Annotated in this window: 20 protein-coding genes and 3 tRNA genes; 15 read left to right on the top strand and 8 right to left on the bottom strand. The window is 62.4% G+C overall.

Features of this window, described 5'->3' with window-relative positions:
* Positions 1-101: 101 nt before the first annotated feature.
* The 4 genes from H2509_RS10485 (at position 102) to H2509_RS10470 (ending at position 3,858) form a co-directional block, all read left to right on the top strand.
* Positions 102-317 (top strand): hypothetical protein, encoded by a 216-nt coding sequence (locus H2509_RS10485; protein ID WP_182164981.1) that lies wholly within the window; start codon positions 102-104, stop codon positions 315-317.
* 12 nt (positions 318-329) lie between these two features.
* Positions 330-1,430 (top strand): pyruvate dehydrogenase (acetyl-transferring) E1 component subunit alpha, encoded by a 1,101-nt coding sequence (gene pdhA, locus H2509_RS10480; RefSeq protein ID WP_182164979.1) that lies wholly within the window; start codon positions 330-332, stop codon positions 1,428-1,430.
* Positions 1,423-2,400, top strand: a complete 978-nt coding sequence (locus H2509_RS10475; protein ID WP_182164977.1) for an alpha-ketoacid dehydrogenase subunit beta — start codon at positions 1,423-1,425, stop codon at positions 2,398-2,400. The genes pdhA and H2509_RS10475 overlap by 8 nt, the downstream gene beginning before the upstream one ends.
* Before the next feature lie 129 nt (positions 2,401-2,529).
* Positions 2,530-3,858: a dihydrolipoamide acetyltransferase family protein gene (locus tag H2509_RS10470; protein ID WP_182164975.1), complete on the top strand. Its 1,329-nt coding sequence runs from the start codon at positions 2,530-2,532 to the stop codon at positions 3,856-3,858.
* A gap of 30 nt (positions 3,859-3,888) precedes the next feature.
* Here the strand turns inward: H2509_RS10470 and H2509_RS10465 are convergent, their stop codons facing one another.
* The 3 genes from H2509_RS10465 to H2509_RS10455 form a co-directional block, all read right to left on the bottom strand.
* Positions 3,889-4,650: a PRC-barrel domain-containing protein gene (locus H2509_RS10465; RefSeq protein WP_182164973.1), complete on the bottom strand. Its 762-nt coding sequence runs from the start codon at positions 4,648-4,650 to the stop codon at positions 3,889-3,891.
* Between the two features lie 14 nt (positions 4,651-4,664).
* On the bottom strand, positions 4,665-5,003 hold the full coding sequence (locus tag H2509_RS10460) for a rhodanese-like domain-containing protein (RefSeq protein ID WP_182164971.1): 339 nt from the start codon (positions 5,001-5,003) through the stop codon (positions 4,665-4,667).
* 96 nt (positions 5,004-5,099) lie between these two features.
* Complete coding sequence (locus tag H2509_RS10455; RefSeq protein WP_182164969.1) at positions 5,100-5,987, bottom strand: complex I NDUFA9 subunit family protein; 888 nt, start codon at positions 5,985-5,987, stop codon at positions 5,100-5,102.
* A gap of 129 nt (positions 5,988-6,116) precedes the next feature.
* On the opposite strand from H2509_RS10455, the gene H2509_RS10450 reads away from it, so the two are divergent.
* Entirely contained in the window at positions 6,117-6,287 is a 171-nt protein-coding gene (locus H2509_RS10450; RefSeq protein ID WP_182164967.1) for a hypothetical protein, read from the top strand.
* Between the two features lie 132 nt (positions 6,288-6,419).
* Positions 6,420-6,848: a CBS domain-containing protein gene (locus H2509_RS10445; protein ID WP_182164965.1), complete on the top strand. Its 429-nt coding sequence runs from the start codon at positions 6,420-6,422 to the stop codon at positions 6,846-6,848.
* A gap of 7 nt (positions 6,849-6,855) precedes the next feature.
* Here H2509_RS10445 and H2509_RS10440 read toward each other — a convergent pair whose 3' ends face one another.
* The gene (locus tag H2509_RS10440) at positions 6,856-7,455 is read right to left on the bottom strand and encodes a sigma-70 family RNA polymerase sigma factor (protein WP_182164963.1); all 600 of its coding nucleotides are present in this window, start codon (positions 7,453-7,455) and stop codon (positions 6,856-6,858) included.
* Between the two features lie 478 nt (positions 7,456-7,933).
* Here H2509_RS10440 and H2509_RS10435 point away from each other — a divergent pair, with 478 nt between their 5' ends.
* From H2509_RS10435 to H2509_RS10425, 3 genes are read left to right on the top strand one after another with little or no spacing between them, the layout of a single operon-like run.
* Entirely contained in the window at positions 7,934-10,360 is a 2,427-nt protein-coding gene (locus H2509_RS10435; RefSeq protein WP_235974857.1) for a DUF3604 domain-containing protein, read from the top strand.
* 39 nt (positions 10,361-10,399) lie between these two features.
* Positions 10,400-11,335 (top strand): peptidyl-prolyl cis-trans isomerase, encoded by a 936-nt coding sequence (locus tag H2509_RS21185; RefSeq protein WP_182164961.1) that lies wholly within the window; start codon positions 10,400-10,402, stop codon positions 11,333-11,335.
* Complete coding sequence (locus tag H2509_RS10425) at positions 11,332-12,348, top strand: HupE/UreJ family protein (protein WP_235974856.1); 1,017 nt, start codon at positions 11,332-11,334, stop codon at positions 12,346-12,348. Before H2509_RS21185 ends, H2509_RS10425 begins: the two co-directional genes overlap by 4 nt.
* A gap of 62 nt (positions 12,349-12,410) precedes the next feature.
* On the opposite strand, the gene H2509_RS10420 is transcribed toward H2509_RS10425, so the two are convergent.
* Positions 12,411-13,289 carry a LysR family transcriptional regulator gene (locus H2509_RS10420; protein ID WP_182164959.1) on the bottom strand — a complete coding sequence of 293 codons (879 nt, stop codon included), beginning with the start codon at positions 13,287-13,289 and terminating at the stop codon, positions 12,411-12,413.
* A 139-nt stretch (positions 13,290-13,428) separates the two neighbouring features.
* Between H2509_RS10420 and H2509_RS10415 the strand changes: the two genes are divergently transcribed.
* Together H2509_RS10415 and H2509_RS10410 are read left to right on the top strand one after the other, a co-directional pair.
* Positions 13,429-14,667, top strand: a complete 1,239-nt coding sequence (locus tag H2509_RS10415) for an aromatic ring-hydroxylating oxygenase subunit alpha (protein WP_182164957.1) — start codon at positions 13,429-13,431, stop codon at positions 14,665-14,667.
* Positions 14,668-14,671: 4 nt separating this feature from the next.
* The gene (locus H2509_RS10410; protein ID WP_182164955.1) at positions 14,672-15,733 is read left to right on the top strand and encodes a hybrid-cluster NAD(P)-dependent oxidoreductase; all 1,062 of its coding nucleotides are present in this window, start codon (positions 14,672-14,674) and stop codon (positions 15,731-15,733) included.
* 49 nt (positions 15,734-15,782) lie between these two features.
* On the opposite strand, the gene H2509_RS10405 is transcribed toward H2509_RS10410, so the two are convergent.
* Complete coding sequence (locus H2509_RS10405; RefSeq protein WP_182164953.1) at positions 15,783-16,409, bottom strand: TetR/AcrR family transcriptional regulator; 627 nt, start codon at positions 16,407-16,409, stop codon at positions 15,783-15,785.
* 121 nt (positions 16,410-16,530) lie between these two features.
* On the opposite strand from H2509_RS10405, the gene H2509_RS10400 reads away from it, so the two are divergent.
* Entirely contained in the window at positions 16,531-18,567 is a 2,037-nt protein-coding gene (locus H2509_RS10400; RefSeq protein WP_182164951.1) for an NADH:flavin oxidoreductase, read from the top strand.
* A 338-nt stretch (positions 18,568-18,905) separates the two neighbouring features.
* Here the strand turns inward: H2509_RS10400 and H2509_RS10395 are convergent.
* Together H2509_RS10395 and H2509_RS10390 are read right to left on the bottom strand one after the other, a co-directional pair.
* Positions 18,906-18,981: transfer RNA gene (locus H2509_RS10395), tRNA-Thr, on the bottom strand.
* A gap of 147 nt (positions 18,982-19,128) precedes the next feature.
* Positions 19,129-19,926: a TrmH family RNA methyltransferase gene (locus H2509_RS10390; protein ID WP_182164949.1), complete on the bottom strand. Its 798-nt coding sequence runs from the start codon at positions 19,924-19,926 to the stop codon at positions 19,129-19,131.
* Positions 19,927-20,288: 362 nt separating this feature from the next.
* Between H2509_RS10390 and H2509_RS10385 the strand changes: the two genes are divergently transcribed.
* The 3 genes from H2509_RS10385 to tuf all read left to right on the top strand — a co-directional run bounded on the left by H2509_RS10385 (position 20,289) and on the right by tuf (position 21,793).
* A tRNA-Tyr gene (locus H2509_RS10385) sits at positions 20,289-20,373 on the top strand.
* Positions 20,374-20,390: 17 nt separating this feature from the next.
* Positions 20,391-20,464 (top strand) — tRNA-Gly (locus H2509_RS10380).
* A gap of 153 nt (positions 20,465-20,617) precedes the next feature.
* A complete protein-coding gene (gene tuf / locus H2509_RS10375) occupies positions 20,618-21,793 on the top strand; it encodes an elongation factor Tu (RefSeq protein WP_182164923.1) in 1,176 nt (391 codons plus the stop codon).
* Position 21,794: the final 1 nt, after the last annotated feature.

The raw sequence follows: 21,794 nt of genomic DNA, 5'->3' as shown, positions 1-21,794 counted from the left end.
CGGTTCCGATGGTCCGCACAGGGGTCGGAGCAGTTTCCGTCTGCCCGCATCTGGAACCTCGTCGCGCCTCCTGCGTTGAGTCGCATGAGAGGAGGTCGAATATGCGTTCTCGCACGATGATATCCCTTGCCCTGGCGCTGATGGTGTTTCCGCTTATCGCCGGAGCCGGCATCACGACGATCCTCGTGACGCCCGCGCTGTATGCCCGTGCCGAGTTTCTCTTTCCGGCAGTGGGGATCGTCGCGCTGATACTCACGCCCATCGTCTCCTGGAAGCTGGCGCCCCGCATGCGCCTTCGTTTCTGGCGCAAGCAGTAAGCGAGATAAGCCATGCCATGGAGCAAAGTCGGTCCGAAGGGGGCAATACCTCATCTCTCCATCCTGGATGCGTCCGGCGAGGTGGACGAGGAACTGGTGCCGGACCTGAGTGAAGACCAGCTCTTGCAGGGCCTCAGGACGATGCTGCTGGGCAGACGGTTCGACGAGCGTCGCCTGAAGCTGCAGCGCTCGGGCCGCATCGGCACCTTTGCACCGGTGAACGGGCAGGAAGCCGCACAGCTTGGAGCGATTTCCGCAATTCGCCCGCAGGACTGGTTCATTCCCTCCTATCGCGAGACGGTCGCCGGCATCTGGCGCGGCATCGACCTGGCGGACGTGCTGATCGCCGATGCGGGCTACAATGAGGGTGTCTCGATCCCGCAAGATGCGCACGATCTTCCCAATGCGGTTCCCGTCGGCACCCAGATGCTGCAGGCGGCCGGGATCGCCTATGGCGCCCGGCGGCAGGGGAAAGACGAAATCGCCATGACCTTCTTTGGCGACGGCGCCACCTCGCAGGGCGATTTCCATGAAGCGATGAACTTCGCATCTGTCTTCGACTGCCCCGTCGTGTTCATCTGCCAGAACAATCAATATGCGATCTCCGTGCCGAGATCCCGCCAGACGCGCTCCGAAACCCTGGCCCAGAAGGCGCTCGCCTACGGCATCGACGGGGTGCAGGTGGACGGCAACGACGTCTTCGCGACATTTGTCGCCGCTCAAAAGGCGGTGGCCAGTGCGCGCGACAATTCACGGCCCAGCCTGATCGAGTGCGTGACCTACCGTCTCGAGATGCACACCACCGCCGACGATCCCGGCAGATATCGGGACGACGAGGAGGTGGAGGAGTGGCGCGAGAAGGATCCGATCGAGCGCTTTCGGAACTACCTGCGCAAGCGCGACCTTCTGGATGACGGAGGATTTCAGGAAATGGAAGAGGAGGTATCCGCAACCATCGATGCTGCCTGGAAGAAGGCGGAAAAGCGGATCGAGGAGCTGGGGGCGGTCGCGCCGCTTTTCGACCACGTGATGAGCGACATGCCGGCTGAACTGGAGCGCCAGAAAAGGCGCATGCAGGCGGGCGGATCGCCGGGAGTGCCGTCGGATGCCTGAACTGACGATGATCGAGGCGATCAATCTTGCGCTGAAACAGGAAATGGCAGCCGACGAGCGGGTATACGTGCTCGGCGAGGATGTCGGGGTAGACGGCGGCATCTTCAGGGCGACCCAGGGCCTGATCGAGGAGTTCGGCGAGGATCGGGTCATGGATACGCCGCTTGCGGAAAGCGGCATACTCGGCTTTTCGATCGGCATGGCCATCAATGGCCTTCGCCCGGTCCCTGAAATGCAGTTCTCCGGCTTTGCCTATCTCGGCTTCCACCAGATCGAGTCCCATGCGTCGCGCATGCGCTGGCGATCGCAGGGTCGTTTCGGTATTCCGATGACGGTTCGCATGCCCTATGGCGGCGGCGTGAGGGCACTGGAGCACCATTCCGAAAGCCGCGAGGCATTTTATGCTCACATGCCCGGCGTCAAAATGGTCGTGCCGTCGGGACCGAGAAACGCCCGCTCCCTGCTTGTCGCCGCCATCCGCGATCCCGACCCGGTGGTCTTTTTCGAACCGAAGGCGAGCTATCGCGCCTTTCGCGAGGAAGTGCCGGAGGACGAGGAGGTCGCCGAAATCGGCCCCGCCCAGATCGTTCAGGAGGGGCAGGATCTTACGATTGTCAGCTGGGGGGCGATGTCTCGGCGCGCCCGCGAAGCGGCAAGCCAGCTTGCGGAAAAGGACGTGTCGGTCGAACTGATCGATCTCACGTCACTGTCTCCGCTCGACTATCCCGCCATCGCCAAATCGGTGTCCCGCACTGGGCGCTGCGTCGTCGTGCAGGAAGCCCCGCTTACATACGGCCCGGCCGCCGAGATCGCCGCCCGCGTGGGAGAAGAAGCCTTCCTGCACCTGAAGGCGCCCGTTGCGCGGGTCGCAGGCCCGGATGTGCACATGCCGTATTTCGCGCGCGAGCAGGCCTATCTGCCGGATGCGGGGAGGATCGTCCAGGCTGCCGAATATGTTCGTCAATTCTAGAGCGCTTTTCACGAAGGCGGGATGGCTTTCGTGAAAGGAAATCGCTCCAGGATCAATGACTTGAGCATATCGGCGTCGCTAAATCCCGAATGTCGATTGGCTATAGCGTTCCAGAAAGGACGGAAATCGATGAGCTATGAATTCCGCCTGCAAGACCCCGGCGAGGGTATCCATGAAGCCGAGATCGTCGAGATTCTCGCCAAGGAAGGCGCAATGGTCGAAGAAGGCGACAACGTGCTGGCAGTGGAGACCGACAAGGCGGTTGTCGACATCTCGTCGCCTGTCACCGGGCGCATAGCCGAAATCCGGGTCGGCAAGGGGGATATCGTCGAAGTCGGCAACGTGCTCATGGTCTTCGAAACCGACGAGGAAACGTCCGCCGAGACGCCGGCGGACGAAGCCGAAACGCAGGAGAAACAGCCTGAAGACGACAAGAGGCCCGAACCTGACCGCGAGCGGGAAGCGGAGGAGGCCGAAGGTGCCGGGGCCGAAGAGGGACATGAAGATAGCGCCCCCGAGCCCGAAAAAGGCAGTCCACCGGACGATGGCGAGAGCCGTGGGGAAAGCGTCAAGGCAACGCCGGCCGTACGCGGACTTGCCCGTGAACTTGGTGTCGACATCGACGAGGTTTCGCCAAGCGGTAAAGATGGCCGCGTCACCGAGCGCGACGTGCGGTCCTACGCCGGACAGGATGCCGGGGACGACACTTCGGGCGCCGGCGAAAGTGGCGAGGAGGATCGCCGTGACGATGATATTGCCGAGCGGCGGTCGCTTCGTTCCGTTCGCCGGACGATCGCGCGGCGGATGGCGCAGGCATGGCGCGACATCCCGCATGTGGTTCACCATGACCGTGTCGACATCAGCGCTCTTGAGCGTTTGCGCCGCGAACACGAGCCGGAGATTGAAGGCGTTCGCCTCACCGTAACGCCCTTCCTGATGAAGGCGCTGGCAGGCGCATTGCGCGAGCATCCCGAATTCAACGCCGTGCTGGACACGGACAATGAGGAGATCCTGCTTAAGAAGGCGGTGAATGTCGGCGTTGCCATCGATACCGACCGCGGCCTCATGGTGCCGGTCGTGCGCGATGCCGACAGCAAAAGCATTGCGGAACTCGCCAGGGAACTGGCTACGCTTTCCGATACCGTGCGCAATCAGCGCGCAAAGCCGAAGATGTTGAAAGGCGCCACGATTACCCTGACCAATATCGGCAGCATTGGCGGCACCGGATTTTCGCCCCTTATCAGTCCGCCGCAGGTTGCGATTTTCGGTGCTGCCCGCGCCGAACTGCATCAGGTCGTGGAAGGGAGCCTCGACAACTATGATACGCGCATAGCGTTGATGCTGCCGGTCTGCCTTGCCTTCGATCACCGCGTTCTGGACGGTGCCCAGGCGGCGCGTTTCGTCAATACCGTGAAGCGGAACCTGGCCGACCCGGGGGCTCTGCTCATTCACGGCTGACCGGCGATCGCCGCCGGTCGGACAGCGGTCCTATAGCCAGTAGGGCGTAAATTGCAGGTAATTGAAGAAGCGCTTCTCAAAGAGCCGGTCGATCGGTACCCCCGGATCATATTCCGGCGCGTCCTTGATCTGCTTGCGCGTCAGGTCGACGCTGGCCTGGTTCGTCGACCAGCTGATGGCCCGGATCGAGCGGGGCAGGAGAAGACACTTCTTTCCGGGCCACCAGTTCTTCGTGTCCACCACGATGTAGCGAATGGCAAACCCATCCTCGTCCAGGATCAGGTCTTCCAGGTGTCCGATGTCGCCATCGCTGGCGGCGATCGCGTAGCCGTCGACTTCATTGACCGAACGCAAATGCGTGTCTTCTTCCGTGCGCTCCGCCGTCGCCGCTATGTCCCATTTTTCCGTCATGTCGGACTGGGCAGGGCGTTCCGCGTCATCCGGCGTGCTGGGATAATAGGGCCAAAGGCGCCAATACGGTTCCAGCCGGTAATGTTCCAGCAGCACCCTTTCCATCTTGCGCGAGACCGGTTCATGCCGATCCGGATGCGGCCCGGCCTCGATGGCCTGACGGTCGGTACGGACGGTGATCCGACCCGCGTCGGTGTCGGCCTTGTCTATGAAATCCGTGGGTACCAGCACCAGACGCTTTCGCAGCCAGTTGCCGGTATCAAGCACCAGCCAGCGGCAGGTCCACGCATGGTCGTCGAACAGAATGTCGCGAATGCTGCCGATATCGCCGTCGCTCGCCGCGATCCGGCAGCCGATCACGCTATTGGCATTTATCAGCATCGACCGTCCTCCGGCTACGTATTCGGGTGTTTGATCATCGGCAGGTCGGCGGCACTCCAGTCATCCTTGCCGGCCGCGTAGTCGAGCACGTTCTCGTAGCCCAGAGCGTCCATCCGCTTCGCTGCCTTCGGCGAAGCCGGACAGTCCAGGTTCTGGCAATAGACGATCACCGTGCGGGACTTGTCCGGGATGGCTTTCTGGATCCTCTCGTCGAAACCGTCGCCCAAAGGCACGTTGATGGCGTCCGGGAGGTGCGCTTTCGTGAATTGCTCTTCGCTCAGGACCTCGACGATGATCTCGTTGTCGGTCGAATCGATGATTTCCTTGACTTCCTTGCGATCGATTTCGCGCATTTCCGCTCTCCCCGATTGTTGCTTTCCTTAACAACGATCAGGTCGCGCGCATGTTCCAGATTGTGCGGATGCTTTCGCCTTCAGTCCGCCCGTTGCCTATACATTCATGAAAGAAGCCAGTGATTTCGGCCGGATCCCCAGTTCCTCGAAGCCGGGATATCGGGCCCTTGCGACATTGTCCGCCTTCATCAACGCCACCTGGCCTTCGGTAATCGGCGGTGAAGGCAGAACGGATACGGCGGCAGCGAGCATATCCCAGATGGTCATCGGGACAGGTAGCAGCAGGCGCCGGCGTCCCGTGCATTGCAGGACTTCCCGCAGGATGTCGCGATATGTAAGCACGTCAGGCCCCCCCAGTTCGTAGACCGGTTCGGGGCCGGCCGGCGACGCCATCACCTCGGCGACCGCCTGTGCGACGTCTCCTGCATAGACCGGCTGCAGCCTCGTTTCGCCATTGCCGAACAGGGGGATCATCGGCAGCCATTTCGTCAAGGAAAACAGGGTGTTCAGGAAGGCATCCGCTTCGCCGAACATGACGCTCGGACGAATGAGGGCGGCGCGCGGAAAGGCGTCGCGCACCGCTTCTTCGCCTTCGGCCCTGGCACGCACATAGGCTGAAGGAGATCCGCGCTCGGTTCCGATGCCGGATATGTGCACCAGGCGGTCGACGCCGGCCCGCCGGGCGCTTTTCGCCAGCCCTTGTGCGCCTTCCACATGGATCGAGCGGAATGTCAGGTCGCCGCGCTCGACATAGAGTGAGACGGCGTTGACGACGCCATAGGCGCCTCTTATCGCGTCTTCGACGGCTTTTTGATCGCGAATGTCGACCTTGGCGAAGCGCATCCCGGCCTTGGGCGACAGCGATGGATCATCGCGGCGCGGATGGCGGGCGGCGACCGTAACGGTGAAATCCCGTTTGAGCATCTGGGCGACGATGCGTCGGCCCAAGAACCCCGTGCCGCCGAAAACAGTTATGTGTTTCATGGGCTTGAGACCGATGCGTTTGCCACCCCGGCTTTCGGAGGCGGCTCGAAATGCGTTTCAAGCGACTTCGTCCCGACGCGATTTGGAACCAATCGCCCGCCTCGCGCATTAGCTTGCAGGGAGGTTGGAATGGCTGGCAAGAGCCAGATATCGAATCCGGTTGAGCGCCCCCATGCCGGGCAGGACGTCCGGCAGGGCGAAATCATCCTGCGCAAGCGATGGCAGCGCGCACTCTTTGCAGGCGATCTCGCCGGCATCGCGCTTTTGTGCCTGGGCCTTGCGTTTCTGGCGTTGAGCTAGCGGTCGTTGTGCGGTTCGAAAGCGAGCGCGATATGCGCGACAGATGCGCGCATAGCGGCTGCAAAAAGGCACCTCGCGGCATCACTTGGAAGCAGGCCGTTCGATTTCCCTGAAGCCCATAAGGAGGCAACCATGAAAGTCAGTCAGGCAATGACACCTGAAGTGAGGCTGACCGACCCTGGCCAGACCATTCAGGAAGCGGCGAGGATCATGGCCGAAATCGACGCCGGCGTCGTTCCCGTCAGCGAAAACGACAAGCTCGTGGGGATGCTGACGGACCGCGATATCGCCATTCGGGCGATCGCTCGCGGGCAGGGGCCCGACACGAAGGTCGGCGACGTGATGACCAGGCAAGTCAAATATTGCTTCGAGGACGAAGAAGCAGAAGATGTGTGCCGCAACATGGGAGATCAGCAGATCAGGCGCATACCGGTGGTGAACCGGGACAAGCGCCTGGTCGGAATCCTGTCGCTGGGCGACCTGGCGGTTTCCAGGGATGGCGGCATCGCGGGGCAAACCCTTGCCGCCATATCGCAGCCCGGCGGCGGACGCCCTGCGTGACACCGCATCATCGGTGCCGGCGACGGAACGACGGAGTTCGCGCCGGCACCGTATCGCCTTTCGGCACGGCGCCGGCCAGCGGACCTGAACCCCGCTCGTCCTCCTCAAGTTCCTTCAGCAGGTTCTCCCGCGCCCGGCTGAGGCGGCTCTTGATCGTGCCCTTGGGGCAATCGCAGAGAGCGGCGGCGCGTTTGTAGGACACCCCAAGGGCGCCGACAAGGATCAACGCCTTGCGTTGCTGCGCAGGCAGCCTGTTCACCGCGGCGGCGACTTGCTTGCCAAGAAGGACCCAGTCCTGGGGCGCATCGACCGATGGACGGTGCGAGGCGCAATCATCGGCGTCGGGCAATTCCCGTTTTGCAGTCCTGCTGTTGCTGCAATAGGTGTTGCGCATGATCGTGAACAGCCATGCCTTCATATTCGTTCCCGGAGAGAACTGATCCAGCTTGGCGACGGCCTTTGTCAGTGTTTCCTGGACGAGATCGTCGGAGTCGTAGCTCTGCAGATGAAACGAACGCGAGAACGACCTTACCGATGGAATGAGGTGCACGATCTCTGCTTGTAATTCGGCCTCCATGCGTGTTGGCAAATCGGTGTGATATGTCATTCGGCGGACCTTTTTAACGAGACTCCCCCATCAAATTCAGACGAGAATAATTTTCGTCACAAGCCCCAAATTCTTAAGATATAAACAATCTCAAGAGCGTCAATGAATTGTACTTCTATAGATATATTATTTCTGCTTTGGTGTTATTGAGGTAACAATATTTGATGGTGTTGTAATAATATTCTGCTTTAGTTGATTTATCCATTGGTTGTCGCATTCTGGATTGCTTGAAGAGTTTTGTTGTTCCCTCGGCGGCTCTCCTGCAAGCTGCGAGATATTTCCAGCGCGTCCCATTCAGGTTGATGGAAGCCGCGCGGACCGCCCGGCGCATTTTTGGCGCGCACGGGTAAATTTCGGCGTCAGAGTCTGATAAGCTTCCGTTAGGGAAATTCAGATGGTCGGCTCTGGCACGCGGCGCGGGAGACCTTTCGCGCGGGGCGATGTTGGTCGTCGGGTGAGCAAGGCGGGAGGCGGACTGATGTCAATCCAGCGACGTTCAATGTGCTCGGGCGAGTGGCAGCGGCCGATTGCGGACACGCTGCGCTCCTCGGTGCGGCTCTCGACGGTTGCGCTTGCGGCGCTTGTCTCGGTGTTCGGCCTTCGCGCTGCGGCGCAGGACGCCTCCCAGGGCAGTCCGGCCGACCGGAAGGCGTTCTTCGGCGAGCAGCATATCCACACGTCTTGGTCGGTGGATGCGTGGTTGTTCGGCAACCACCTGACCGGGCCGGACGACGCCTACAGATACGCTCGCGGCGAGGTGATCAGGCATCCGCTCGGCTACGATATCACGATCGACAAGCCGCTCGACTGGATGGGTGTGACGGATCATTCCGAATATGTCGGCATCACCAAGCAGGCGAACACCCCCGGATCGGCCGTCAGCGAGATGCCTCAGGCGCAGCCGCTGATCCTGAAGGACCCGAACGACCCGGCCGACGTGCAGAAGGTGTTCAATTACCTCGTGTCGCTGGTGAGCAAGCCGCCGATCAAGGCCTTCATGACGCCCCAGATCGCCGGCACGGTGTGGAAAGAAAACATCGACATCGCCAACAAGCACAACAAGCCCGGCGAATTCACCGCGTTTTGCTCCTACGAGTTCACGTCTCAGGTCAATCTTCGCAACCTGCACCGGAACGTCTACTTTCGCGACTGTGCCAAGGTGCCGGAACAGCCCTATTCCGCGCTGTTCTCGTGGCATCCCGAAGATCTCTGGAAGTGGATGGACCAGCAGCGTCAGGCGGGTAACGAACTGCTTGCGATCTCGCACAATGCGAACCTTTCGGATGGCTGGATGTATCCAACCGACGTCGACAGCCTGGGCCGTCCGATCGACGCGGCCTGGGCGGAATCTCGCATCCGCAACGAGCGCCTGATCGAGATCAAGCAGATCAAGGGACAGTCCGAAACGCACCCGCTGCTCTCGCCGAACGACGAGTTCGCCAACTACGAGATCATGAGCTTCCTGATCGGCCAGCCAGAGGATTCCGGCCGCGTGCCGGCCATCGTCGGATCCTATGCGCGGCAGGCGCTGAAGGACGGCCTGACCATGCAGGAGGCGAAGGGATACAACCCCTTCAAGTTTGGCTTCGTCGGAGGCTCGGATTCTCATAACACCGGGGCTCCCTATCGCACGAACAACGCCTTTGCCGGGCATGGCATCAATGACGGCCTCGTTCAGCGACGCATGGCAGGCCACCTCTTCACCGGAATGGATGTGCGCAAGGAAAGCACCGCCGGGCTGACGGGCGTGTGGGCCGAGGAGAACACGCGCGAATCCCTCTGGGACGCCATGCATCGTCGGGAAACCTTCGGTACCAGCGGTGTCTGGATCCAGGTACGGATGTTCGGCGGCTGGGACTACGGCAGCGACCTTCTCCAGGATGCCGACTGGGTGTCAAAGGCCTACGAGCGTGGCACTGCGATGGGTGGGGACCTGCCTTCGGCGCCCGCCGGCGCCAGGGCGCCGTCCTTCCTCGTCTGGGCGGTGAAGGACCCCGAATCCGGCAATCTCGACCGCATCCAGATCGTCAAGGGCTGGACGAAGGACGGCCAGAGCTTCGAGAAGGTCTACGATGTCGTGTGGGCCGGTGACCGCGAACCCGAGCCAGGCACGGGCCGGCTTCCGGCACTGCCGAGCACGGTCGATCTCGCCGCGGCGACGTTCACCGACGAACAAGGCTCGACGGAGCTTTTCACCGTGTGGACCGACCCTGACTTCGACCCGAGCCTGCACGCCTTCTACTATGCACGCGTGCTTGAGATCGAGACGCCGCGCTGGACCACTGTCCAGGCCGTCAAGCTCGGTGTCGATCTTCCGGACACGGTTCCGGCGACGGTTCAGGAACGCGCCTGGAGTTCGCCGATCTGGTACGCCCCGCCGGAAGGAACGACGACGGCATCGACATCGGTCACCGTGGCCGATCTCGAGGCGAACGGCGCGAAGGCGTTGACCGACGACGAGCTCAAGGCGCTGATCGCCGGCAAGGGCATCTGGGTGCGAAACAACGTGACGGGCGAGGTGATGAAGCTGCGCTACGACGAGAAGGGCACGTACGATGTGAGCTATGTCGGGGCGAGGGCACAGCTGCCGAGCCTCTCCGGCGACCTCCCGCGCAAGACCTACGAGATGCTCGCGGCGCCCTACACCATCGCAAACGGGCAGATCAACACGTTCGTTTCGAGCACGCCGATCGGCATGAAGGTGTACCAGGCCACCGGCACGCATGCCGGAAACACGGCAAGGAAGCATGCCGCCTACTATGGCGCTCGGAGCAACGAGTTCGGTTATGCCAACTACGAGATATTGCTCGAAGGCCCGGCCAATCTGGTGGAGCTGCCGAAGGACAAGATGGATATTCCAGTCTCCGATCAGCCGAACTACCTCGGAGTGACCATAGAAAAATAGAGATGACAGAAAAATAGAGAAGGCAAGGCGGGGTCTGGCGTGTCTCAAACAACGCTCAAGCGTGTCCTGGGCAGATTCGCTCGCGACCCGCTCCTGCATTTCCTGGTTCTCGGCGGCGTGATGTCCGGCGTCTTCGTCCTGCTGGACGACCGGACAGAGGCGCTCATGCCAACCGAGATCCGGTACACGGTCGACGACGTCGCGCGGCTGATCCTCGGATTCGAGACTCAGTGGAACCGTCCGCCCACGCAGGCCGAGTTCAATGCCCTCGTCGAGGACCGTGTGCGGGAGGACATCCTCTATCGCGAGGCCCTCGCTCTGGGGCTCGACAAGGACGATACGATCGTCAGGCGCCGGATGGCGCAGAAGATGCAGTTCCTCGCGGAAGACATCGCAGCGGCGCGCGAGCCGACGATTGCGGAACTGAAGAGCTGGTACGCCGACAACAACCGCCTCTTCGAAATGGCGCCGCGCCTCAGCTTCAGGCACATCTACTTCTCGCCCGACCGCCGGGGCAAGAATGCGCAGGCCGACGCCGCTGCAGCGCTCGAAGAGCTTTCCGGCACCTCCGCCGACCGGGTTGAAGGATCGGGCCTGGGGGACAGGTTCATGTTCCAGGACTACTATGGCGAACGTTCGCTGCAGGCGATCGCGCGGGAGTTCGGGGCAGGCTTCGCGCAGAGTATCGATGACCTGCAGCCAGGCGTCTGGAGCGGGCCTGTGCAATCGGGTCTGGGCTGGCACCTCGTGCGTGTCGACAAGGTCATTGCGGGAAGGGTGCCGCGCTTCGAGGAGGTCGCGAACGAGGTGAAGACCGCCTGGCTGGGACAGCAGAAGGCGGAAGCCTGGCGGAAGTCCTACGATGAAATGCGGGCGAAATATACGGTATTGCTGCCGGTGCCCGAGGTGGAAAGCCCGGGGGCGGCCGCATCGCCGGCGCAACCCGTCGACCGTCCTGGCGATGGCGGCTCATGATGCTGATGGCTTCGCGCGGAGTTCTGAGCCAGTCCCTCCTTGCCCTGCTTCTCCTGCTGGCTCCGGCCTGGCCGGGCGCCCACGCGCACGAATCCCGGCCGGCCTACCTGCAGATCACCGAGACGGCGCCTTCGCAATTTTCGCTGTTGTGGCGCACTCCGATGCGCGGCGACATCCCGCTTGCGGTAATCCTGAAACTGCCGGAAGGAGTGCGCGACACGCGCCCTCCGCTGGTTCAGACACTGAGCGACTCCCGTCTTGAAAGGCGCTGGATCGACGCAGGCGCCAAAGGGCTCTCTGGCAATCGCATCGGGTTTCCCGGACTTGAGCTGACGATCACCGAGGCCATTGTCGAAGTGGAGACGCTCGACGGGCATAGGTGGATGGGGATCGCACGCCCCTCGCAGCCATGGGTCGAGCTTGCCGCCGATCGGCGAAGTCTCCAGGTGGCCGTGGAGTTCACGAGGCAGGGCATCGACCACATTTTCGCCGGCGTCGATCACCTGTTGTTTGTCTTTGGCCTGCTGCTTCTGGTTCCCGGCCCCTGGATGCTCGTGAAGACCGTGACCGCCTTCACCGTGGCGCACAGCCTCACCCTGGCTGTGGCGACATTTGGCTATGTGCGCCCTCCCGTACCGCTCGTCGAAGCTGCCATCGCGATGTCGATCCTGTTCCTCGGTGTCGAGATCGTGCGAGCCCGACGCGGAGAAACGAGCTTCACGATCGAGCGCCCATGGCTCGTGGCGTTCGCATTCGGTCTTCTTCATGGCTTCGGCTTCGCGACCGTGCTGTCGGATGCCGGGTTGCCCGAGAGAGGAATCCCCCTGGCCCTCCTGTCGTTCAATATCGGGGTGGAACTCGGCCAGCTCGCGTTCGTTGCGGTCGTCCTCGTGACGGCGCGCGCGCTTGTGCGTCTGGGCGGACACTGGCCGCCTTGGATGCAGCTGGTTCCAGCCTACCTCGTCGGTACGCTCGGCGCGTTCTGGACGATCCAGCGACTGGCCGCGTTCTGAAGGGATATGGCAAAAAAATCGCCGATAGCGCACACCTAATCCTGAATATCGCTGCCGCGGGCCTATGCGGCTTCGACCAGCCAGTCGGCGAAAAGGCGTGCTTTCGCGGACGCCCGCGAATGGATCTTCAAACAGAAAGCCATTGGAGAGGGAATGCTTTCCGGGACGAGTTTCACGAGCCGGCCATCTTCCATCAGGCTGCCAACCAGGCCGTCCCATCCAAGCACCGCGCCGACGTCTTCCTGGGCTGCCTGCAGGGCGATCATGTAGTTGTTGACGTAGAAGTTGCGCCCTTTCGGCGCGGGACGTTCGAGCGCCCTGAACCAGTCGGTCCACGTCGTCCAGCCGGTATCCTCGCCGCTTGAATGGATCAGGGGCGCCTTGAGCAGGTCCTCGAGCCGGGAAATGCCGTGTTCGGCGGCAAATCGCGTCGTCCCGAGCGCGACGATGCGGTCCTGGAACAACATGCGATATTCGCCCCCGTTTTCCTGAGGGGTGTTGTACTGGATGCTCAGGTCGCACCGGCCCGTCATTGCGGGCACGTCGCTGACGATCTGCGAAACGGTGATGGTCGGGTGGATCTTCCAGAAGGAGGAAATCTTGGGCGTGAGCCAGAGCGAGCTCACCGCCGTGGTTGAGCCAATGGTCACGTCGACCGTTTCAGGACGTTCGCGTATCTGGGTGACCGCGTCGGAAATCGCCTCGAAGCCGCGCTGAATTGCAATAAACAGGAAGGCTCCCTTCTCCGTCAGCTCGACGCCGCGATGGTGACGGCGGAAAAGGTTGCATCCTAGATCCGTCTCGAGCGCCTTTATCTGATGACTGACGGCCGCGGGCGTAACGTTCATCTCCCGGGCGGCATTTTTGAAACTCGCGTTCCGGGCTGCCGCCTCGAAGCAGATGAGGGCGGTCATCGAGGAAAAGTCGTAGGGGCGCGCCATTTGATCCCCACAGCAGCATCTTCTGCGGATCGAGAGGTTACTTGAACTAAAGCAGGGTGAAATTTTAAGCTATTGTCAAGGCGGATAACCGGGAAGAATAAATTATCTCAGTTGAACATGCTGAGCCCGGATTCCGCCAATGACAGCCAATCCCCCGTTGATCCAGAACCTGCTCGCACGCCGCCTCCCGGGCCACAGCCTGGAGCAGCCGTTCTATACCTCGCCGGAGATTTATCAGTTCGATCTGGAGCATATCTTCTATAAGGACTGGCTCTACGCGATTCCCGCTTGCCAGCTGACGAGGACAGGCAGCTACGTCACGCTGCGCGTGGGAGCCTACAAGGTGATCATCGTTCGCGGCCGCGACGGCGAAATCCGCGCCTTCCACAATTCCTGCCGCCACCGCGGTTCGCTTGTCTGCAAGGCGCGCGAGGGCCAGGTGGCGAAGCTCGTCTGCCCCTATCACCAGTGGACCTACGAACTCGACGGCAAGCTGATCTGGGCGAACAACATGGGCGCCGATTTCGATGCGTCGAAACACGGCCTGAAGCCGGTCGGCCTGCGCAATCTCGAAGGCCTGATCTATATCTGCCTTTCCGATACGCCGCCGGATTTCGAAACGTTTGCGCAATCGGCGCGCCCCTATCTCGAGGTTCACGACCTCAAGGATGCCAAGGTCGCCTTCACCTCCACGATCATCGAGAAGGCGAACTGGAAGCTCGTGTGGGAGAACAACCGCGAGTGCTATCACTGCAGCAGCAACCATCCGGCGCTCTGCCGTTCCTTCCCGCTTGATCCGGAGGTTGCCGGCGTCGCGGCCGATGGCGGCGTATCGGCAAGGCTACAGGCGCATTTCGACCGCTGCGCGGCAGCAGGCGCGCCAGCGCAATTCCACCTGTCGCACGAAGGGCAATACCGCTTCGCCCGGATGCCGCTCCAGGAAAATGCGGTCAGCTACACCATGGACGGCAAGGCCGCCGTGGCGAAGAAGCTTGGCCGTGTGGCGCTCGCGGATGCCGGCACGCTGCTTGTGTTCCACTATCCGACGACCTGGAACCATTTCCTGCCCGATCACTCGCTGACATTCCGCGTCGTGCCGATCAGCCCGACGGAAACCGAGGTCACGACCACCTGGCTCGTCCACAAGGACGCCGTCGAGGGGGTCGACTACGATCTCAAGCGCCTCACCGAAGTCTGGATCGCAACCAACAACGAAGACCGCGAGATCGTCGAGACCAACCAGCAGGGGATCTTCTCTCCGGCCTACGCTCCCGGCCCCTATTCGCCGGAGGTGGAAGACGGGGTGGTGCAGTTCGTCGACTGGTATGCGGCCTGGCTCGAACGCGCCCTCGTGCCGGTTCAGGTGGCTGCGGAGTAAGCTGATGAGCCAGTTCAAGAAACTCAGCTTCTGGACGGACGCTGAGCCGCTTGAATGCGTCACCCGCACGCCGGAAGCGCCGAATGTGGTGACCTTCAGCTTCCAGAGCCCGTCCGGCGCGCTGTTCAATCACGATCCGGGGCAGTTCATCACGCTGGAACTGCCCGTTCCCGGCGGGCCGCTCTATCGCACCTACACGATCTCTTCCTCGCCTTCCAGGCCGACCGCGCTGACCGTTACGGTCAAGGCGCAAAGCGGATCCCTCGGCACGCGCTGGATGCTCGAGAACCTGCACAAGGGCATGCGCCTGAAGGCGAGGGGGCCGATGGGGTCGTTCTCGGTCGTCAACCATCCGGCGCAGAAGTACCTCTTCATATCGGCCGGTTCCGGCATTACGCCCATGGTGGCGATGACCACCTGGCTCTACGATTCCGGGCGCGAGCCGGACCTCGTTTTCATCAACTGCGCCCGCCGCCCCTCGGAGATCATCCTGCGCGACAGGATGGAACTCATGGCGTCGCGCCTGGTCGGAATTGACCTCAAGTGGGTGATCGAAGAGCCGGATCCCTACAAGCCGTGGACCGGCTATCGCGGCATGTTCAACCAGATCATGCTGGGCCTGATGGCGCAGGACTATCTCGAACGCGAGGTATTCTGCTGCGGCCCTGAACCCTTCATGCAGGCCGTGCGCGACGCGCTCGTCGGCCTCGGCTATGACATGAGCCGCTACCATCAGGAAAGCTTCGCTGCAGAGCCCGCGCATGCGGAGGACGTCCCCGAGGATGTCGTTCCCGATGCGCAAAACCTGGCGGAGATCGAGTTCGCGCTCTCGGGAATTACCGCGAAATGCAACGAGACGGACACGATCCTGGCCGCAGCGAAGGGCGCCGGGCTGGTCATCCCCTCGGGGTGCTCCATGGGCATCTGCGGGACCTGCAAGGTGCGCAAGACCGACGGCCAGGTCCACATGGTCCACAATGGCGGCATCACCGACGAAGACGTCGAGGAGGGCTATATCCTCGCCTGCTGCTCCAGGCCTTTGGGGCGCGTCACCGTGGAGGCGTAGCCGGGCGGGAAATGCCGATCCTGGACACGGTCTTCATTGTTCGCTCCTGCTACGGGCGATACCCGTGCCGCGCGAAAAAGCGGTCAAGCTCTCTTTGCTCCGGCGCTTGCCCCGTGAAAATTTCGACGTAACCGGGGATACGCTTCATGCGGGCGGAAACATCCTCCTGCGTCTGCATGGAAATGTATCCGATCTGCGTCAGGTAGATCGTGCGTGCCCGAACGTCGGCGCGGTCTTCGGCCTGTCCGAATCGAACGAACATGCGCGTCAGGGCGTCGAGGCGCTGCTGATCGGCTTTCTGGACCTCCGCAAGAAGCCCGGATGACTGGAGGGCCCAGCTCCTGATCGCAAACTCGAACCTGGCGTCGAACAGGTCGCCGTCCAGCCAGCAGTCGAAGATGTTGAGCATCGCTTCGGCGACCGTTTCGGCATAGGCCTCCGCCTGCCTGATCAGGTTGCCGGTGTTTTTCTCGCGCCAGCGCGAGACCAGGGCGCCAAGCAACTCCTCGCGATCCTTGAAGAACCAGTAGAAGCTCGTTCGCGACAAATTGAGCTTCTTTGCCAGCGGCAGGATTTTGACGGCATCGACGCCGGACTCAAGAAGCGACTCGTAGGCCGCGCTCAGCCAGAGGTCCGGGGAACCGCGCCAACCGGCATCGTTCAGGTTCTGATCCATCCGCCATCTCTAGTAAAAATGCGCAGGGGCGTCAATAAAATTGACAGTCATGATCTGTTACTTGACACAAGTGAACATTTTCCCGTAGCAATCTGTGCAGACGCAAACCGGAGCCGGGCACATGTCGAACGATCCTCTTCTTCAGCCCTATCGGCTCAAGCACCTCACGCTGCGCAATCGCATCATCGTCACATCCCACGAGCCGGCCTATCCGGAGGACGGGCTGCCGAAGGAGCGCTATCGCGCCTATCACGTCGAGCGCGCGAAGGGCGGGGTGGCCATGACGATGACGGCCGGTTCGGCCGCCGTTTCGAGGGACAGCCCGCCGGTGTTCAACAACCTGCTCGTCTACAAGGACGAGGTGGTTCCGTGGATGAAGCAGCTGACGGACGCGGTGCACGAAGAAGGCGCCGCGATCATGATCCAGCTGACCCATCTCGGCCGGCGGACGCGTTGGGACAAGGAGTTCTGGCTGCCTGTCGTCTCACCCTCCCATCACCGGGAAGCGGCACACCGCGCATTCCCCAAGAAGATGGAAGACTGGGACATCGAGCGGATCATCAAGGATTACGCCGACGCCGCCGAACGCATGAAGGCCGGCGGCATGGACGGGATCGAGCTGCAAGCCTACGGCCACCTGATGGACCAGTTCTGGTCGCCCCTGACGAACGAGCTCGACGGACCCTACGGCGGATCGCTCGACAACAGGCTGCGCTTCACCTTCGATGTGCTTACGGAAATCCGCAGGCGCGTCGGCCCCGACTTCATCGTCGGCGTCCGATACACGGGCGACGAAATGCTCGAAGGGGGGCTGACCCGCGAGGACGGCCTGGAAATCTCCAGACGTCTCAAGGAAAGCGGCCTCATCGACTTCCTGAACGTCGTCAGGGGGCATATCGATACGGACGCGGGCCTGACCGACGTGATCCCGATCCAGGGCATGGCCAATTCGCCGCATCTCGACTTTGCCGGCGAGATCCGCGCGGCCACCGGCTTCCCGACCTTCCACGCCGCGAAGATCCCCGACGTGGCGACCGCCCGTCACGCCATTGCCTCGGGCAAGCTCGACATGGTCGGGATGACCCGCGCTCACATGACGGATCCGCATATCGTCCGCAAGATCGTGGAGAAGCGGGAAGACGAAATCCGGCCCTGCGTCGGGGCGAACTACTGTCTGGACCGCATCTATCAGGGTGGCGCGGCCTATTGCATCCACAATGCGGCGACCGGGCGGGAGCTTTCCATGCCGCATACGATCGCGAAGGCGGAAAAGCGCAGGAAGGTCGTCATTGTCGGTGCCGGGCCGGCCGGCATGGAGGCCGCCCGGGTTGCCGGAGCACGCGGTCACGACGTGGTTGTCCTCGAAGCGGCGGTTGTTCCGGGCGGCCAGATCCGTCTGACTGCCCGGAGCCCGCGCCGCAGGGAGATGATCAGCATCATCGACTGGCGCATGGCGCAGTGCGAGAAGCACGGGGTGGCCTTCCGCTTCAATACCTGGGCCGAAGCCGACACCGTGAGGAGGGAAAAGCCGGATGTCGTGATCATCGCGACAGGCGGTCTGCCCCATACCGACGTGCTTTCGAAGGGGAACGAACTCGTCGTGTCCTCCTGGGACATCATCTCGGGTGACGTGAAACCCGGCGCCAATGTTCTGGTCTATGACGACGCGGGCGACCATGCGGGCCTGCAGGCGGCCGAGATCATCGCCGCGACAGGGGCGAAGGTCGAGATCATGACGCCCGACCGGGCGTTCGCGCCCGAGGTCATGGCCATGAACCTCGTGCCCTACATGCGCTCACTCCAGAAGCTGGATGTCACTTTCACCGTCACCTACCGGCTTAAGGCGGTCGAGAAGGAGGGCAACCAGCTCATCGCCCATGTCGGCAGCGACTATGGCGGCGTTGCCAGGGCGCGGCACTTCGACCAGGTGGTGATCAACCATGGCACGATCCCGCTGGACGAGCTTTACTTCGAGCTCAAGCCGGCGTCATCGAACCTCGGCGAAATCTCGCATGATCAACTGATAGCGGGGATACGCCAATCGGTCGTCCGCAACCCCGAAGGGGAGTTCCAGCTCTTCCGCATCGGAGATGCCGTTGCCGCGCGCAACACACACGCGGCGATCTACGATGCGCTGCGCCTTCTCAAGGACGTCTAGGCGTCACGCAGACGCAGGTGCCGAGATCAGCGCCGGACTTTGCCGCCGGCCTTGCCTGCCGATCCGCAACGACGGGTCAGGGTGACCAGCGTACAGCCGGGATGCGCGAGCGCGGACACCGTTTGAAAACAAGGTGGGTCGGGCGATAGGTGCCAATGACGATTGGTCCGGTGCGGCGTCGGCCATATCAGCGTCCGTGAAGCCCGCGTCGCAGGAGCATGCACAGGTCGCTCTCCCTGCCCAAAGGAGGTTTCCCGGAACAATGGGCGCCCCGCTGGAACCGGAACGCAACCCTCAGAACCGGTTTCGATTATCTGCGGGAGGCTCATCGGGAAATATGGTGCCGGCAGCAGGATTCGAACCCGCGACCCCCTGATTACAAATCAGGTGCTCTACCAGCTGAGCTATACCGGCCAATCGGGATGCTGCGGGCATTCCGCAGTCCCGGCAATTCAGGCACGCACTAGATGCCTGATAGCGCACCCGTTGTCCACCTGCAAGCGGGCGAAGATCCACTGCCGCGCAGTCCCGCCGGATCGTGCGCGAGGGGGCGCCGTCCGATCAGGAACCGGCCTGGCCGCGCTTCACGATATATAGCGACAGGACTGCCGCATTGGAGACGTTCAGCGAGCGGATGCGTCCGGGCATGTCGAGCCGGGCGAGCCGGTCGCAGACGGCCCTGACGCCCTGGCGCACGCCCTTGCCCTCCGAGCCGAGCACGAGCACGACTTTCGCCGCGAATTCCATTTCATCGAGCGGCGCGTCGCCTTCGCTGTCGAGCGCGATTCGCTGAAAGCCCGCTTCGCCCATTTCCTCCAGGAAACGCGCCATGTTCTTCACCCTTACGTGGCGAACCATGTCGAGCGCGCCGGAGGCCGATTTGGCCAGCACCGCGCCTTCTTCCGGCGCATGGCGCTCCGTCGTCACGACGGCATCGGCGCCAAGGGCGACGGCCGAGCGCAGGATCGCCCCGACATTGTGCGGGTCCGTCACCTGATCCAGCGCGAGCACGAGCGTTGCCCGGCGCAGGTCCTGGGCTCCGAGCGCGGGCAGGGGGGAGACCTCCAGGACAGCGCCCTGATGCACCGCGTCCTTGCCGACCATCGCCTGAAGCGAACGGGGCGTCGCCGTCTCCACCGGGACGTCGGGAGCGATTCCCCGTTCCTCCAGCCGGTGAAGCGCATTCTGGGTGGCGTAGAGCCTGTGTCGCTTGCGATCGGGGTTGCCGAACGCCGCCTCGACGGTGTGAAGGCCATAGAGAAAGATCCGCTCCGAAGGATCGGGGCGCGGAGAACGCCGAAAGGGCGGGGTCGGGCGGCCGCCCGGCTGCTTGCGTCTGGAATGGGGCTTGTCTGACATGGGAAATCGCATAGCCGCGCCATGGCCGCTCGGCAACAGGAACCTTCGGCACGAATGCCGATGAAGGGGCGGCGCGGGACGCTTCGATCGCGAGCGGAATGGGCCAACTGCTTAATATTCAGGGCAAATGCGGCGTCGGAACGCCATATGCCGAGATTTCCCCCAACGGACTTTATCGCAAAATCCGCTGAAATCCGCCGACCTTGACCGGCCATGTGAATATCAGGCGAAAAACTGGACAAATCGGCGTTGACACCCGCATGCCCTATCTGCATAACACGCGCCACGGGATCGGCCCCGGCCCGTTTTGCGGGGGTGTTGCCGTGATGCCATCCTGAAAGCTTCGGCCGAGGGGATCGGTAGGAGGAGTGCCCGAGTGGTTAAAGGGGACGGACTGTAAATCCGTTGGCTCAGCCTACGTTGGTTCGAATCCAACCTCCTCCACCATCGATCCGGCCGGCTGTGCGGGTGTAGCTCAATGGTAGAGCAACAGCCTTCCAAGCTGATGACGAGGGTTCGATTCCCTTCACCCGCTCCACCGGCCAAGCCTGCAGTCGCCAGCTTTCCGGCTGATCGTCATCCGGTATTCTGATCCTGAAACCATAAAGGCAGAGAGTTCTAAGCACGGTCTGGTACCGCATTCCGCCTGGACCGATCGACTGAACCGCGGATTGGACAGAGAGCGAAGCCGATGGCGAAAGAGAAATTTGCGCGCAACAAGCCGCATGTGAACATTGGCACGATTGGTCACGTTGACCATGGCAAGACGACGCTGACGGCTGCGATCACGAAGCAGTACGGCGAGTTCAAGGCGTATGACCAGATCGACTCGGCGCCGGAAGAGCGAGCTCGCGGCATCACGATCTCGACGGCGCATGTGGAGTACGAGACGGAAGCGCGTCACTACGCCCACGTGGACTGCCCGGGCCACGCCGACTACGTGAAGAACATGATCACGGGCGCGGCGCAGATGGACGGCGCGATCCTGGTTGTTTCGGCGGCCGACGGCCCGATGCCGCAGACGCGCGAGCACATCCTGCTTGCCCGCCAGGTCGGCGTGCCGGCGCTGGTCGTGTTCATGAACAAGGTTGACCAGGTCGACGATCCGGAGCTGCTGGAGCTGGTCGAGGTCGAGGTGCGCGAGCTCCTGTCGTCCTACGACTTCCCGGGCGACGACATTCCGATCGTTGCCGGCTCGGCGCTTGCGGCGCTGGAAGGCCGTGACGAGGCGATCGGCACGCAGAAGATCGCCGAACTGATGAAGGCGGTTGACGACTACATCCCGACGCCTGAGCGTCCGCGCGACCTGCCGTTCCTGATGCCGATCGAGGACGTGTTCTCGATTTCCGGCCGCGGTACGGTGGTGACGGGGCGCGTCGAGCGCGGCGTGGTGAAGGTCGGCGAGGAAGTGGAAATCGTGGGTATCCGCGACACGCAGAAGTCGACGGTGACGGGCGTTGAGATGTTCCGCAAGCTGCTCGACCAGGGCGAGGCGGGCGACAACATCGGCGCGCTGCTTCGCGGCATCGGCCGCGAGGACGTTGAGCGCGGCCAGGTGCTGTGCAAGCCGGGCTCGGTGACGCCGCATACGAAGTTCAAGGCGGAAGCCTACATCCTGACGAAGGAAGAGGGTGGCCGTCATACGCCGTTCTTCACCAACTACCGTCCTCAGTTCTACTTCCGCACGACCGACGTGACGGGCGTGGTGGAACTGGCCGAGGGCACGGAGATGGTGATGCCGGGCGACAACGTGTCCGTGACGGTCACGCTGATCGTGCCGATCGCCATGGAAGAAGGCCTGCGTTTCGCCATCCGTGAAGGCGGCCGCACCGTCGGTGCCGGCGTCGTCGCACAGATCATCGAGTAAT

Origin of the sequence: Stappia albiluteola, assembly GCF_014050225.1 — a bacterium.
GTDB lineage: Bacteria > Pseudomonadota > Alphaproteobacteria > Rhizobiales > Stappiaceae > Hongsoonwoonella > Hongsoonwoonella albiluteola.
Note: the sequence above shows the minus strand (reverse complement) of the source record. Positions and strands in the feature narration are given on the sequence as shown.

Coding starts and splice junctions, on each gene's coding strand:
- H2509_RS10485 (WP_182164981.1), top strand. CDS start 102: ATGCGTTCTCGCACGATGATATCCCTTGCCCTGGCGCTGATGGTGTTT.
- pdhA (WP_182164979.1), top strand. CDS start 330: ATGCCATGGAGCAAAGTCGGTCCGAAGGGGGCAATACCTCATCTCTCC.
- H2509_RS10475 (WP_182164977.1), top strand. CDS start 1,423: ATGCCTGAACTGACGATGATCGAGGCGATCAATCTTGCGCTGAAACAG.
- H2509_RS10470 (WP_182164975.1), top strand. CDS start 2,530: ATGAGCTATGAATTCCGCCTGCAAGACCCCGGCGAGGGTATCCATGAA.
- H2509_RS10465 (WP_182164973.1), bottom strand. CDS start 4,650: ATGCTGATAAATGCCAATAGCGTGATCGGCTGCCGGATCGCGGCGAGC.
- H2509_RS10460 (WP_182164971.1), bottom strand. CDS start 5,003: ATGCGCGAAATCGATCGCAAGGAAGTCAAGGAAATCATCGATTCGACC.
- H2509_RS10455 (WP_182164969.1), bottom strand. CDS start 5,987: ATGAAACACATAACTGTTTTCGGCGGCACGGGGTTCTTGGGCCGACGC.
- H2509_RS10450 (WP_182164967.1), top strand. CDS start 6,117: ATGGCTGGCAAGAGCCAGATATCGAATCCGGTTGAGCGCCCCCATGCC.
- H2509_RS10445 (WP_182164965.1), top strand. CDS start 6,420: ATGAAAGTCAGTCAGGCAATGACACCTGAAGTGAGGCTGACCGACCCT.
- H2509_RS10440 (WP_182164963.1), bottom strand. CDS start 7,455: ATGACATATCACACCGATTTGCCAACACGCATGGAGGCCGAATTACAA.
- H2509_RS10435 (WP_235974857.1), top strand. CDS start 7,934: ATGTCAATCCAGCGACGTTCAATGTGCTCGGGCGAGTGGCAGCGGCCG.
- H2509_RS10425 (WP_235974856.1), top strand. CDS start 11,332: ATGATGCTGATGGCTTCGCGCGGAGTTCTGAGCCAGTCCCTCCTTGCC.
- H2509_RS10420 (WP_182164959.1), bottom strand. CDS start 13,289: ATGGCGCGCCCCTACGACTTTTCCTCGATGACCGCCCTCATCTGCTTC.
- H2509_RS10415 (WP_182164957.1), top strand. CDS start 13,429: ATGACAGCCAATCCCCCGTTGATCCAGAACCTGCTCGCACGCCGCCTC.
- H2509_RS10410 (WP_182164955.1), top strand. CDS start 14,672: ATGAGCCAGTTCAAGAAACTCAGCTTCTGGACGGACGCTGAGCCGCTT.
- H2509_RS10405 (WP_182164953.1), bottom strand. CDS start 16,409: ATGGATCAGAACCTGAACGATGCCGGTTGGCGCGGTTCCCCGGACCTC.
- H2509_RS10400 (WP_182164951.1), top strand. CDS start 16,531: ATGTCGAACGATCCTCTTCTTCAGCCCTATCGGCTCAAGCACCTCACG.
- H2509_RS10390 (WP_182164949.1), bottom strand. CDS start 19,926: ATGTCAGACAAGCCCCATTCCAGACGCAAGCAGCCGGGCGGCCGCCCG.
- tuf (WP_182164923.1), top strand. CDS start 20,618: ATGGCGAAAGAGAAATTTGCGCGCAACAAGCCGCATGTGAACATTGGC.